Source organism: Streptomyces sp. NPDC048416 (genome assembly GCF_043200435.1).
Taxonomy (GTDB): Bacteria; Actinomycetota; Actinomycetes; order Streptomycetales; family Streptomycetaceae; genus Streptomyces.
Genome location: NZ_JBICXU010000025.1, coordinates 67,417 through 80,142 on the forward strand (window position 1 = coordinate 67,417; position 12,726 = coordinate 80,142).

A 12,726-nucleotide genomic window follows, 5' to 3' on the forward strand; every position below is an offset into this window, starting at 1 on the left:
GGGTTCGGGCGGGCTGCGCGTCAGACACCGGGGTGGGCCGGCCCCGGTGGGGAGTCGACCTCGTACTCGCCCTGGCTCGGAGCGCTCGGCCATCTCCGCCCCAGGCGCGAAAGCGGGCGAATAGGTAGAATTCTGGTCATGGCAGAGTGGCGGCCACGTGCGGCGACCGCGCCCGAACTCGTCTTGGAGACGGACACCGGCTCCACGGTGATGAGTCCGAGCCGGGACTATCACGTGGGGCGCGACCCCCTGAGCGACATCATCTTCGACGACGCCCGCGTCTCATGGCATCACGCCGTCCTCCATGCCGAGCTCGACCACTGGACGATCGAGGACGAGCACAGCACCAACGGCACGTACGCCGACGGACGGCGCATCCAGGAGGGGGACATCGGGCCGGGCAGCGTCATCCGCTTCGGCAACGTCACGGACGGCCCGCGAGCGGTGCTCGTCGGCCGTGCGCCTCCTGAGCGGGTCGCCGCCGAGCGCCCCTCCTCCGTGAGCATGCCCTCGGCCACGGGCACCTTCCGGCAGCCGACGACCGTGCGCCCGTTGCCCGCGCGCACGGTCCGTATCGGCCGCGCCGATGACAACGACGTGGTCATCGACGACCTGATCGTCTCCCGTCGGCACGCCGAACTGAGGGTCCTCGCGGACGGCACGTACGAGATCGTCGACCTCGGCAGCCACAACGGCACCTACCTCAACGGCCAGCCGGTGGCCCGGGCCCCCGTGGCGCCGGGAGACATCGTCGGCGTCGGCCACCGCGCGTACTGCCTCGTGGGTGACGAGCTTCAGGAGTACGTCGACACGGGCGAGGTGTCACTCGATGTCCAGGACCTGAGGGTCACCGTCGACCGGGGCCGCAAGACGCTCCTCGACCAGGTCTCCTTCCCCGTGGGCGAGAAGTGCCTGCTCGCCGTGGTCGGACCCAGTGGCGCGGGGAAATCCACGCTGCTCAACGCCCTCACCGGGCTGCGCCCCGCGGACGGCGGCACCGTCCTCTACGACGGCCGCGACCTCTACCGCGACTACGCGGAGCTCCGCCAGCGCATCGGCCTCGTACCGCAGGACGACATCCTGCACGCCCAGCTCACCGTGCGCCGCGCCCTTGGATACGCCGCCGACCTCCGCTTCCCCCAGGACACGGAGAAGGCGGAACGCCGGGCCAGAGTCGACGAGGTCATCAGCGAACTCGGCCTGGAACAACGCGTCGACCAGCCCATCCACAGCCTCTCCGGCGGCCAGCGCAAACGCGTGAGCGTCGCCCTCGAACTCCTCACCAAACCGTCGTTGCTGTTCCTCGACGAGCCGACGTCCGGGCTCGACCCCGGCATGGACCGCTCGGTGATGCACATGCTGCGCGGCCTCGCCGACGACGGCCGCACGGTCATCGTCGTCACGCACAGCGTGCTCAGCCTCGACGTGTGCGACCGGCTCCTGGTGCTCGCCGCGGGCGGCAGGATCGCCTATTACGGACCGCCGCGCGACGCGCTCCCGTTCTTCGGCTTCACCCAGTGGCCGGAGGCGTTCGAAGCCTTCGAAGGGGACCGCGACCGGGACTGGGCCCGGGACTACCGGGAATCGCCGTTCCATCAGCAGTACATCGCCAACTCCTCCGCGCAGCCGTTCCCCGGACCCCTCGCGCGGACCGGCACGGCCGCACCCACATCCTTCGTACCGCCGCCGAAGCCGCAGAGCTGGGGGTCCCAACTCCGCATCCTGGTACGGCGATACGCGGCCGCACTCGGCGCTGACCGGACGTTCCTCGCGATCATGATCGCGCTGCCGTTCGTGATGGGCGCCATGGCGCGCGCCCTCGCCGGGAGCAGACTGACGCAGGACACGGCGATGAACGCGCTGCTCATCCTCTGCGTCGGCGGAGTCCTGACCGGCGCCGCCAACGCCGTCCGAGAGCTGGTCAAGGAGCGCGTCATCTACCGGCGAGAACGGGCCGTGGGGCTCTCCAGATCGGCGTACCTGATGTCCAAGGTCGTCGTACTGGGAACGATCACCGTGCTACAGGCCGTCGTCCTGACCCTGGTCGCCCTGCTCGGTGTCGACCTCAACGCGCCCGGCGGCAAAGGCGTACTCCTGCCACCGCTGGTGGAGGTCACCCTCGCGGTGGCGCTCCTGGCGTTCACCGCCATGATGCTGGGGCTCTTCGTATCGGCGCTTGTGCGCAAGGAGGAGGTGACGATGCCCCTGCTCGTGCTCCTCGCCATCGTCCAAGTGGTGTTCTGCGGCGCACTCCTCAAACTGAACGGGGTACCCGGCGTCGAACAGCTCGCCTGGCTCGTGCCGTCGCGCTGGGCGCTGGGCGCGATGGCAGGCACCATCGGACTCGGCAGGATCGTCCCGGGGGATCTGACCAGCGACCCGCTGTTCGGGCACTCCGCGGGTGTCTGGCTGCTCAACATGGGCATGCTGATCGCCCTCTCGGTCGTCCTCGGAATCGCGGTCGCCCGGCTGCTGCGCCGCCACGAACCCGCCGTCATGCGGAAGTAGGAGCGCCGTCGATGACCACAGCGGACTTCCGCCCCACACATGTCGTGCCGCAGGACGGGCTGCCCGCCTGGGAGGCGCCGGACGTGGACCGTCCGACGACGCCGCTTGATGCGCTGCTGCCCGTACGACTGGCCGACCGGCTCGGCGACTGGGGCCGGATCGTCTGCGCCAACGGCTGGTCGGCATGGGTCGACGCCCGGCTCCTGGTCGCGGTGCCGCGGGATCCGCCGGGCGCGGGCGGACCGCTGACCCGGACGGCCGATCCGCGCCCACTCCTGGCCAGGGCCGAGGACGCCGTCGCCGGCTACCGGCGCGCGGCACAGGACCTGGCGGCCGGCAGCGCCGACGGGGAGTCCTTCCGCCGCCGGACGCGCGGGCTGCGGGTGGGGGTGGTCGTGGACGGCGAATCGGTATGGCTCTACGACGCCGAACACGAGCGGTGGGTGTACTGCGACGGGGCGCGGCTCAGCACGTACGCGGCGGGGGAGGGGCCGAGTGCCGAGGGGCATGACGAGGGGGACGGGGTGGCGCCGCCGGGTGTGGGCGGTGTGGCTGGAGCCGGTGGTGGTGAGAAGGCGGGTGCCGGTGCCGGTGCCGGTGCCGGTGCCGGTGCTGATGGGGATGCGGGGGCCGGTGCCGGTGGTGCCGGTGGTGCCGGTGGCGACGGGGGCACGGTGGCCGGTGGCGATGCGGAACCGACGCGGGTGGTCGAGCCGGGGGCCTCCGCGTCTGACGAGGAACCCACCGCCATTGTCCCGGCCGTGCCGGGCGCGACCGTCCTCCCACCCGGGAGGCCCGGTCCCGATGCGCCTGCCCGGCCAGGTGACGGCTGATGGCGCCCGCACCGGCGGAGCCCGGCCCGGCCTCGCACTCCGGACGCCCCTCCGAACTGATCGGGAAGCAGATCGCGGGTTACCGGGTCGAGGGCGAGATCGGCCGGGGTGGCATGGCCGTCGTCTACCGCGCCAAGGACCTGCGCCTCGACCGTACCGTCGCCCTCAAACTGCTCGCCCCCGAGCTCGCACGCAACGACACCTTCCGGCAGCGCTTCACGCACGAGTCACGCGTGGCCGCCGCTATCGAGCACCCGCACATCGTGCCGGTCTTCGAGGCGGGGGAGACGGACGGGGTGCTCTACATCGCCATGCGGTACGTTCCCGGGCGCGATCTGCGCCATCTGCTCGACCACGCGGGCCCGCTCCCCGTCGAAGCCGCCCTCCGCATCGCCACGCAGGTCGCGTCCGCGCTCGACGCGGCACACGACCACGGTCTGGTCCACCGCGACGTCAAACCCGGGAACATCCTCGTGGCCCGGGGCACGGACAGCGACCACCCGGAGCACGCCTACCTCACGGACTTCGGCCTCACGAAGAAGTCGCTCTCGCTGACCGGATTCACGACCGTGGGCCAGTTCGTCGGGACCCTGGACTACGTGGCACCGGAGCAGATATCGGGCCGCCCGGTGGACGGCCGATGCGATGTCTACAGCCTGGCCTGTGTCGTGTACGAGACCATGGCGGGCGGCCCGCCGTTCCAGCGCGACGACGACATCGCCCTCCTGTGGGCCCATCAGTACGACGAGCCGCCCCGCCTGACGGCGAAGAGGCCCGGTGTCGCCGCCGCCCTCGACGGGGTCCTCGCGCGGGCCCTGGCCAAGAGTCCCGAGGACCGGTACGGCTCCTGCCTCGAATTCACCGCCGCGCTGCGGGCCGCGGCCACGGGAGGGACCGCGACGAGCCACGCTCCGACGCGGGTGGACGGCCATGTCGTAGGAGTACCGGTTGATCCCGGCGCGCCTCCCGAGCCGCCCCGCTGGGCCCGGCCGGTCTTCCGGGGCCTGGCGGGCTGACAGGCTGGGCCGGGCTCGGCCGGTCTTCCGGGGCCTGGCGGGCTGACAGGCTGGGCCGGGCTCGGCCGGTCTTCCGCGGCCTCGCCGGCTGACAGGCTGAGCCGGGCCCGGCCCAGGCGTGGCCCGCCTGCCAGGCTCCAGCCGCTCAGGCGGGACCCTCCTGCCCGGTTCAGCGCTCGGGCGCAGCCTCCCTGCCCGGCTCAGCCGCGCAGGGGCTCACTTCCTGCCCGGTTCAGGCGGGGCCCGCCTCCACCTCGCCCCGCCGTTGGACCCGCCTCGCGAACACACCGCCGAGGAACCCCGAGACCAGCCCCCAGGCCACGGCCAGGAGCAGGGCCCGCCACAGCTGGGGTCGCAGCTCCACCAGGCCGGACAGACCGCCGCCGAGATCCCCGATGCCGAGGAGCGAGAGGCCGGCGTGGGCGGATACGCCGGCGAGGAGACACAGGGCGAGCATCGTGAGAGCCAGCGCCACCGCCATGTGCACGGCGTGCTGCCAGGCCCGCATCCGTACCGGGGACCGCGCCGCCATCAGGAACGCGGCGCCAAGAACCAGGACCGCCGCGACGACCAGCAGCCACCACACCCGGCCATCGTGGTCGGCGAGCGTGTTCAGGCTGAGCGTGGAGTCCTGCGGTGTGCGCAGTACGTCGTCGAGGACCCGCGGCATGGGCAGCCCGAACGGCCCGTTCACCCGGCCCTCCCAGGACGCCCCGAGGCCGAGGGTGAGGGCGAGCCACACGAGGTTGGGCAGCCCGAGCAGCAGTACCGCGAGCGTCGCGGCGGCATGCCCCCGCGTCACCGCCACGACGAGGCCGATGACGAACCCCAGGGCGACGTACGACAGGAGCAGGACCACCATGGCGAAGGCCGCCGGGCGTACCGATTCCTGGAAGCGCAGCAGGCGGCCGGGGAGCGGCGCCCCGCGCGAGACGAGCAGGGCCACGGCGAGGACGCCCGCGAGCCACAGCAATCCGAAGACGAGGGTCAGCGGCACGTCGGTCTCGAACCCGACCGTGGGCGAGGAGCCCGTGAGGTCGCCGATGTCGCCGGCGGGGCCGTCTCCGAGCGTGATCGCGAAGCGGTGCCGGGCCAGCAGGCCGAGGCCGATGAGGAGCAGGAGCCAGAAGACCGCGATCCGGGCGGCCCAGCCGGCGAGTTCCTTCACGTCGGCGACGGCCCGGTGCCGCAGCGGCCGGAGGAATCCGGCGGCGATCACCAGAGCCCCGGTGAGGCTGACGGAGAGCGGGAGCACGGAGAGCCCGGCGTGCGACTCGGCGATCACCCCGGCGTCACCGGACAGCCCAACGGAACCGCCGACCGCCATCACGACGACGGCCGCCACGACACTGGGGAACGCCCCGCCGGGCAGGTCGGCCGCGCCTGCGGCCCACAGGCCGAGCCCGGCGACGACGGCCATGGCCACCAGGGAGGCGAGCACGGCCACCAGGGCGTGGGGCCAGCCGTGGGGCGCCCGTCGGCCCTGCTCCGCGCGTTGCGCCGCTGTCCGCCGAGGCGGTGTCTGCTCGCTCACGGTGTCACGCTAAGCAGCGCCGGACCGGCTCGCCCGTCGGGAGGGCCGACCGCGTCAGCTTGCGGGCCCCCGGGAGCCGATGCACACAATAGGCGCGTTACGGGATGAAACGTACGCCGCAGAGTCGCGCACTCGGATCCCCCAACACCAGATCCCCCCAAAGCCAGACCGCGCCCCACGCCAGCCCCCGGCCGGACCCCCTACCGCCAGACCAGACCCCCTAACGCCAGATCCCCCACCCAGGGAAGAAGTGTTCGTGAGCGTCGAGCCGCCGTCGTCAGGACGCCCCACAGGACCGCCTTCGGGCCCGCTCTCGGGCCCTTCGCAGCCGAGCCCGTCCGGGCCGGGCGACACCCAGGCCGGTGCGACCCGCGCCGACTCGTCGCCGCCTCCGGGGGCCGAGCGGCCGTCGGGGCCGCCGGGCGGTAACCCGCCGAGCGGTCCGGCCGGTGGTGGCCACGGCGACGGGCCCGGTGGGCCGGACGGGGGTTCGGGTGCGAGCCCCGGGCCGGCCCGCCCGTGGTGGAAGTCCGCGCCCCGCATCGCGGCGATCGCCGCCGTCGTGGTGGTGGCGGTGGTGCTGGCCGTCGTCCTCACCCGCCCCAACGGCTCATCGCAGGCCCACGGCGAGGTCCTTCTCCAGCCCGCGGCGAAATCGGGGCCCGACCCCTTCACCGGGTCGACGGCCCGCAACGACTCCACGCCGTCCTCCCCGAGCGCGCTGCCGAGCTCATCGGCCTCGGCCCAAGTGACGCGCGGTGTCGACGGCTCCGCCCCCGGCCTCTACGGCGGAACGCGGAAGGTCGGCAGCTGCGACGTGGAGAAACAGATCGGCGCGCTTCAGAAGGACCCGGCCAAGAACAAGGCGTTCGCCTCCGTCCTCGGCATCGAACCCTCCGGCGTCCCCGGCTATGTGCGCGCGCTCACGCCCGTGAAGCTGAGGCTGGACACCCGCGTGACCAACCACGGCTACCGCGATGGTGCCGCCACCAGCTACCAGGCCGTGTTGCAGGCCGGCACCGCGGTACTCGTCGACGACCGCGGCGTGCCGCGAGTGCGCTGCGCCTGCGGCAACCCGCTGTCGCCGCCCGTCGCGCAGAAGAACACACCGAAGCTGACGGGAGAGGCGTGGCCCGGGTACCGGTCGTCGAACGTCGTGGTCGTGGCGCCCGCCGCGCACGTGGTGAACAAGTTCGTCGTGTACGACCCGGACAACGGTGACTGGTTCGAACGGCACAAGGGCGACACGGGCACCGGCGACACGAAGACGAAGCCGCCCGTGACCGCTCCCTCCTTGCCCCCGTCCGTCTCGCCGCCCGCCGACGAGTCGTCCTCGCCGGGCAGTCCGGCGCCATGCGTTTCGCTCCCGGCCGGCACGTCATCGGCGAGCCCCTGTCCGCCCACGTCGGCCCCCCAGTCCGCCCCGCCGTCCTCGCCCGCCACGCAGCCCCCCTCCTCTCCTGTTACACAGCCCCCCTCCTCGGCCACGGAGAAGTCACCCGCGTCGTCCGAGCCCGCACCGCCCTCGTCCCCCGGGACCGGGGGAGGTTCGTGACGCAGGAGACGCAGGCAGGTACCGGCGTGGAGGCCGCCGGCCTGGTCGGGTAGCGCACACCCCGCCCGGGCCTCTCGCACCCCCGCCGGGAGCGACGGCTCCACGACATCAAGGCGAGTGCCTGGAGGGCGAGTGCGAGGGTGGTGCCGAGCCCGAGCAGTCCGACCTGGGTGTCAGTGATGTCCGAGACCTGCTCAGGGGCGGTCATCAGGCCGAGGCCGGAAAGGTCTGCGGATCCGACCACTAAGGTCCAGGTATGCGATCGCTCAGTCGCTTCGGGGTGCAGCGCGCCGGAGCGGCGGCGGAGAGGCAGGAAGCCTGATGCCGGTCATAGATGCGTGGCTTCAACACCCCACGCTCCGTCACTCCAACCACGAGATGTTCGAGTCATTGCGTCGGTGGACGGGGCAGGGGCTGCTTGAGGAGCCGCTGCCGGTCAGTGCGACGGTGGCCGCGCTGGCGGCGGCCGATGTCGAGATCGGCCTTTCGGCGGCCTGGTACGGCCCTCAGGGGCCGCTGATCAGCAATGACGAAGTGGCCGAGTTCGTCGCCCAGTCCGAGGGACGGTTGCGTGGAGTGGCCGGCGCAGACCTCACCCGGCCGGTCAAGGCCGTGAGAGAACTGCGCCGGGCAGTGGACGAACTCGGCTTCGTGGCACTGCGGATCGTGCCCTGGCTGTGGCAACTCCCGCCCACCGACCGGCTGTACTACCCGCTGTACGCCGCCTGCGTCGACCTCGGCATCCCGTTCTGCACCCAGGTGGGGCACACCGGCCCGCTACGGCCGTCGGAGACCGGCCGCCCCATCCCCTACATCGACCAGGTGGCCCTCGACTTCCCCGAACTGACCATCGTGTGTGGACACATCGGCTACCCGTGGACCGCGGAAATGATCGCGGTGGCCGACAAGCACGCGAACGTCTACATCGACACCAGCGCCTACACCGCCCGGCGCTACCCGCACGAGCTCACTGACTACCTCCGCGGCCGGGGCCGCAAGAAGGTGCTGTTCGGCACCAATTACCCCATGATCACGCCCAGTCGGGCGCTGGAACACCTCGGTGAGCTGGGCCTGGACGAGGAAGCCACCGAGCTGTTCCTGTCAGGCAACGCACGACGGATCTTCAGGCTCTGACCGCACCGGATCAGTGCCGGGCCTGGCGAGGGTGCTGGAGAAACCGTTCACGGTATTGCCGAGGGTGCTGGAAAGGCCATGCTGTCGGTGTGGTCGATTCGCCGCTCACACCGCGCGAAGGCGCCGCAGGATCGCGCTACGCGTTCCCCTGCTCGTCGTTCCCTTCCGCGGTCTGCTCCGCCTCGTCGTCGTCGCCCTCGGCCTGAGAAGGAGTGGTGCGCGGAACTTGGCGCCCACCCGCGGTTTCCCGCTGACCGTCGGTGCCGCCCTCGCCGACCTTGCCGCCCTCGCCGTCCTCCTCGTTCCGGTCGCCCTCTGCCTGGGACGGGGTCTGCTCGCTCATCGCTGCCTCCGTGGAGATCTCGTATCCGGTCTGCGATCGTCCGCGCCGCGCCGCGCCGCACCCGGCCCGGAAAGCTCCGTCGTCGATGTTCCGCTCACGGTCACCCACTGTGCTGGGCCCTGCCACCCGGGCTGCTCCGAACGGCCCGGCTCATCACCGTGAGCTCACCCTTCGGCGCATCGCCCCGGGCAGCCCCTCTCCTGGGGCAGCATGATGGAGGGAAGACGCCGGACAGCGTGAGGGGTGTCCGGGGGAGCACGGGACAACGAGGGAGGGTCTGCGATGGCGGACCGTGAAGACGGGCTGTCAGCCCGGGACCTGGCGGACGACCTCCTGCTCAAGGAGCTGGAGTCCGTTCACCGCACGCGCCACGAAACCCTGCTGCACGGGTCCGAAGACGCCCTGGCCACCCATACGAGGCGTACGAAAGAGCTGGAGGACGAGTACCTGCGGCGCCATCCAGAGCGCTCGCAGGCCGCAAGCCGCACACGTTCGGGGGCCCGCGCCCGTACCGGCGAAGAAAACTGAGCGCCACCCCCCCAGCCGCAGGGCCGGACGCCTCACCGAGATCTCCAGGGCGAGCCCTGGGGTCGGCCGTGCTGCGCAGGCGGGGGCATGCCGCGTCAGCCGCCTCCGCTGCCCGTCGCGGTCGTCGCTGGTGCTGCTGCCGCCGCCGTCGAGGCCGTCACAAAACGCGACGCCCCCGTATTCACCCGCCGTCCACCGCGCACGGTGGCTGTGCGTGTCCAGGTCCGGTCCGGGTACATGTCCCGGGCAGCTGTGAGGCTGCACCCCCGACGACGGTGACTAGTGCCCAGGCGGCAGAATGAGGCAGCTCGATGAGGCCCCTGCAAGTTGTGCGATCCCACGGCGGACACCTGGGCGCGGTGATGGGTTTCGCCGGGTACGCGGCCGGGTGGACCGCGCTTCATCGCCGCAGCGGTCGCCCGCTGCCGGAGCCGGACGCCTGGGACCTTCTGCTCACCGCAGCGGCCACGTTCCGGCTCAGTCGCCTCATCGGCAAGGCCACGGTCACCCGCCCATTGCGCGCTCCGTTCACTCGGGTGGACGGTGATGGCGCGCCCGCGGAGCTCAACGAAACCCCGCGAGAAGAGCCCGGCCGCAACACGGTGGGGGAGCTGCTCAGCTGCCCGTTCTGTCTGAGCGTGTGGATCGTTGCCACGTTCACCGGCGCCCGGACGGTCTGGCCGCAGGCCACACGCACGGTGACCGGAGCGCTGACCGCTCTGGCCGTGTCGGACGTTCTCCAACTCGGGTACACGGCGCTGACGGAGCACGCGGAGCACTGAACGCCACCACCGCCTTTACTGAGGTTCGGCGCGAGGTCCTGCGGCGCGGAGTGAGGCGGCCGTAACGGCCGGCGTTCGGCGAGCCCGACGCCGTGCCGACAGAGCGAGCAGGGCGCCCATGGCGAACGCGGCGGCCGCGATGGCTGCCGACAGATGGAGGCCGAAGGTGAAGTCGTGCCCCGTGGCGGCGAAGGTGCCGAAGAGGGCCACGCCGATGACACTGCCCACCTGCCGGGACACGTTGAAGACGGCGGTGGCGACCCCCGTGTCGGCGTGCGGGGCCGCCTCGATGACGGCGGCGACGGAGGCGAGCGCCGTCATGGTCTGGCCGAGGCCGGTGGCCATCAGCGCGAAGAGCAGGACGGGATAGGGGGTGTCCGGCCCCGCGGGCAGCCAGCCCAGGAAGCCGACGGTGCCGAGGACGAGCCCGGCGGCCATCGGGACGTACGGGCCGGTACGGGAAGCGATGCGGCTGAACAAGGGGGCGGCGGCCAGTCCCATGCCCACGGAGGGCAGCAGGGCAAGGCCCGTCTCCACGGCGCTGAAGTGCGCCTCCCGCTGGAAGTACAGCGTGGTGAGGAAGAGCATGCCGTAGTAGCCGAGGCTGATCAGCAGTCCGACCAGGGTGGTGGAGGTGAAGGCCCGGGACCGGAACATGGAGAGCCGCAGCAGTGGGGCGCGCCGGGTGCCTCCCAGCGTCGCCCGGGACTCCAGGGCGCGTTCCAGCAGCACGAAGGATGCCAGGGCCGTCGCGCCGATGCCGAAGGCGGTCAGGACCAGGGGCGATGTCCAGCCGTGCGCTCCCGCTTCGTTGAGGCCGCCGGCCAGGCCCGCGAGTCCGACGACCGCGAGCACCTGACCGGCCGGGTCGGCCTTTCGCGTGCTGGGCCTGGAAGCGGACGGCGGGATGTGCCGCAGCGTCAGCAGTACGGCGAGCGCCCCGACGGGCAGGTTCAGCCAGAACACCGAGCGCCAGCCCGCGCCCGAGACGATCAGGCCCCCGACCGCAGGACCGGCGCCGAAGGCGACCGATGCGACGGTTCCCCAGACGGCGACCGCCCGGGCTCGAAGTGCCCTGTCGGGGAACGTGGCTTGGAGCAGAGCGAGCGACGCGGGCACGAGCAGGGCGGCTCCCGCGCCCTGGCCGAGCCGTCCGGCGACCAACAGTCCCGGGGTGCTCGCCAGGGCACAGGCCATCGAGGTGGCGGTGAAGATCCCCAGCCCGGCGAGGAACAGACGGCGGGGACCGAACCTGTCGGTGAGACCGCCGCCCAGGAGAAGCAGTGCGGCGAAGACGGTGCTGTACCCGTCGACGATCCACTGGAGCGCGGTGGGGCCCGTTCCCAGGGACGTCTGGATGTCGGGGATCGCGACGTTCACGACGGTGACGTCCAGCATCACCAGGAAGTAGCCGAGGCTGAGCGCGATCAGGGGCGGCAGGGCGAGCGCGGTGCTGCTCCCGGTCATGGCGGCCCCGTCGGGCGTGCCGGGTCTGTTGGTCCGGTGAGTCGTGGTGGTGGGCATGAGGCAAGCATCGGCTCCGGACACTTCGTCGGCCGGCGAAGTGTGCTTGTTCTACGCTGAGGCCATGCCGAACACCAGCAGCCGCTCTCCCGGACCGCACCCGGCGGGCGTTGGCGCGCACTCCGAGCGCGAGGGGGAACCGCTCAAGTACCAGACGGACATCGCGCGCGCCGCCGCCCTCATCGCGGACGCGTCGCGCGCCCGCATCCTCAAGTGCCTCGCGGATGGCCGGGCGTTGCCCGCGAGCGTCCTGGCCCGCGAGGCCGGCGTCGGTGCGGCCACCGCCAGCGTCCACTTGGCCAGACTCGTCGAGGGCGAACTCCTCACCGTCGAGCAGCGCGGCAGGAACCGGCTGTATCGGCTCGCCGGACCGGACGTGAGCGCCGCCATGGAAGCCCTGGCCCTCATCGCGCCGCCCCTGGCCGTCACCTCGCTCAAGCAGAGCAATCGCGCCAACGCCCTGCACCGGGGCCGCTCCTGCTACGACCACCTCGCCGGCCGGCTCGGCGTGGCCCTGATACGCGGTCTGCTGGAACAAGGCGTACTCACGGGCCACGACGGCATGCACCGGCCCGACGAAGCCGTTCGTGACCGCCCCTCGTCCTACGGGCGCGACGTCCAGTACACGCTCGTCCCTGCCGGACGGGCGACCCTCGCCCAACTCGGCGTGGATCTGGACCACTTGCCACCGCGTCGGCCCGCGATCCGCTACTGCGTCGACTGGAGCGAACAGCAGCACCACCTCGCCGGAGGTCTCGGGGCCGCCCTCACCGCCCGCCTGTTCGCACGTGACTGGGTGCGCTGGGGCAGGAGCCCGCGCGTGGTACACCTGACGGAGGCGGGCGCTCACGGCCTGGAGCGGACACTCGGAGTGTCGGCAGGCGACCCGGACGCAGAAGCCGTCGGGGCCCGGCCCGACGGCGGGGCGGGGAGTGGAGCGAGCCGCCGCCGGGAGGGCTGACACCGGCG

11 protein-coding genes are annotated in these 12,726 nt (G+C 72.2%); 8 read left to right on the forward strand and 3 right to left on the reverse strand.

The genetic code is table 11. The features are described from left to right. The first annotated feature begins 138 nt into the window (after window positions 1–138). From ACGFW5_RS26495 to ACGFW5_RS26505, 3 genes are read left to right on the forward strand one after another with little or no spacing between them, the layout of a single operon-like run. Window positions 139–2,508, forward strand: a complete 2,370-nt coding sequence (locus ACGFW5_RS26495) for an FHA domain-containing protein (RefSeq protein WP_393836779.1) — start codon at window positions 139–141, stop codon at window positions 2,506–2,508. An 11-nt stretch (window positions 2,509–2,519) separates the two neighbouring features. Further along, window positions 2,520–3,341 (forward strand): hypothetical protein, encoded by an 822-nt coding sequence (locus ACGFW5_RS26500; protein ID WP_393836780.1) that lies wholly within the window; start codon window positions 2,520–2,522, stop codon window positions 3,339–3,341. Then, window positions 3,341–4,357 (forward strand): serine/threonine-protein kinase, encoded by a 1,017-nt coding sequence (locus tag ACGFW5_RS26505; RefSeq protein WP_393836781.1) that lies wholly within the window; start codon window positions 3,341–3,343, stop codon window positions 4,355–4,357. The genes ACGFW5_RS26500 and ACGFW5_RS26505 overlap by 1 nt, the downstream gene beginning before the upstream one ends. A 232-nt stretch (window positions 4,358–4,589) precedes the next feature. Here the strand turns inward: ACGFW5_RS26505 and ACGFW5_RS26510 are convergent, their stop codons facing one another. After that, window positions 4,590–5,891: a streptophobe family protein gene (locus ACGFW5_RS26510; RefSeq protein ID WP_393836782.1), complete on the reverse strand. Its 1,302-nt coding sequence runs from the start codon at window positions 5,889–5,891 to the stop codon at window positions 4,590–4,592. A 256-nt stretch (window positions 5,892–6,147) separates the two neighbouring features. Between ACGFW5_RS26510 and ACGFW5_RS26515 the strand changes: the two genes are divergently transcribed. Both ACGFW5_RS26515 and ACGFW5_RS26520 read left to right on the forward strand, forming a co-directional pair. Continuing rightward, on the forward strand, window positions 6,148–7,446 hold the full coding sequence (locus ACGFW5_RS26515; protein WP_393836783.1) for a DUF6777 domain-containing protein: 1,299 nt from the start codon (window positions 6,148–6,150) through the stop codon (window positions 7,444–7,446). Window positions 7,447–7,767: 321 nt separating this feature from the next. Then, the gene (locus tag ACGFW5_RS26520) at window positions 7,768–8,580 is read left to right on the forward strand and encodes an amidohydrolase family protein (protein WP_393836784.1); all 813 of its coding nucleotides are present in this window, start codon (window positions 7,768–7,770) and stop codon (window positions 8,578–8,580) included. 136 nt (window positions 8,581–8,716) lie between these two features. On the opposite strand, the gene ACGFW5_RS26525 is transcribed toward ACGFW5_RS26520, so the two are convergent. Next, window positions 8,717–8,923 (reverse strand): hypothetical protein, encoded by a 207-nt coding sequence (locus tag ACGFW5_RS26525; protein ID WP_393836785.1) that lies wholly within the window; start codon window positions 8,921–8,923, stop codon window positions 8,717–8,719. A 282-nt stretch (window positions 8,924–9,205) separates the two neighbouring features. On the opposite strand from ACGFW5_RS26525, the gene ACGFW5_RS26530 reads away from it, so the two are divergent. Then, the gene (locus tag ACGFW5_RS26530) at window positions 9,206–9,451 is read left to right on the forward strand and encodes a DUF6158 family protein (RefSeq protein WP_393836786.1); all 246 of its coding nucleotides are present in this window, start codon (window positions 9,206–9,208) and stop codon (window positions 9,449–9,451) included. 311 nt (window positions 9,452–9,762) lie between these two features. Next, entirely contained in the window at window positions 9,763–10,233 is a 471-nt protein-coding gene (locus ACGFW5_RS26535) for a DUF1360 domain-containing protein (RefSeq protein ID WP_393836787.1), read from the forward strand. Between the two features lie 15 nt (window positions 10,234–10,248). Here ACGFW5_RS26535 and ACGFW5_RS26540 read toward each other — a convergent pair whose 3' ends face one another. Further along, on the reverse strand, window positions 10,249–11,757 hold the full coding sequence (locus tag ACGFW5_RS26540; protein ID WP_393836788.1) for an MFS transporter: 1,509 nt from the start codon (window positions 11,755–11,757) through the stop codon (window positions 10,249–10,251). 64 nt (window positions 11,758–11,821) lie between these two features. Between ACGFW5_RS26540 and ACGFW5_RS26545 the strand changes: the two genes are divergently transcribed. Then, window positions 11,822–12,718 (forward strand): ArsR/SmtB family transcription factor, encoded by an 897-nt coding sequence (locus tag ACGFW5_RS26545; protein ID WP_393836789.1) that lies wholly within the window; start codon window positions 11,822–11,824, stop codon window positions 12,716–12,718. Window positions 12,719–12,726: the final 8 nt, after the last annotated feature.

Excerpts from the sequence above, each read along its gene's own strand:
- ACGFW5_RS26495 (WP_393836779.1), top strand. The coding sequence starts at position 139 with ATGGCAGAGTGGCGGCCACGTGCGGCGACCGCGCCCGAACTCGTCTTG.
- ACGFW5_RS26500 (WP_393836780.1), top strand. The coding sequence starts at position 2,520 with ATGACCACAGCGGACTTCCGCCCCACACATGTCGTGCCGCAGGACGGG.
- ACGFW5_RS26505 (WP_393836781.1), top strand. The coding sequence starts at position 3,341 with ATGGCGCCCGCACCGGCGGAGCCCGGCCCGGCCTCGCACTCCGGACGC.
- ACGFW5_RS26520 (WP_393836784.1), top strand. The coding sequence starts at position 7,768 with ATGCCGGTCATAGATGCGTGGCTTCAACACCCCACGCTCCGTCACTCC.
- ACGFW5_RS26525 (WP_393836785.1), bottom strand. The coding sequence starts at position 8,923 with ATGAGCGAGCAGACCCCGTCCCAGGCAGAGGGCGACCGGAACGAGGAG.
- ACGFW5_RS26530 (WP_393836786.1), top strand. The coding sequence starts at position 9,206 with ATGGCGGACCGTGAAGACGGGCTGTCAGCCCGGGACCTGGCGGACGAC.
- ACGFW5_RS26535 (WP_393836787.1), top strand. The coding sequence starts at position 9,763 with ATGAGGCCCCTGCAAGTTGTGCGATCCCACGGCGGACACCTGGGCGCG.
- ACGFW5_RS26540 (WP_393836788.1), bottom strand. The coding sequence starts at position 11,757 with ATGCCCACCACCACGACTCACCGGACCAACAGACCCGGCACGCCCGAC.
- ACGFW5_RS26545 (WP_393836789.1), top strand. The coding sequence starts at position 11,822 with ATGCCGAACACCAGCAGCCGCTCTCCCGGACCGCACCCGGCGGGCGTT.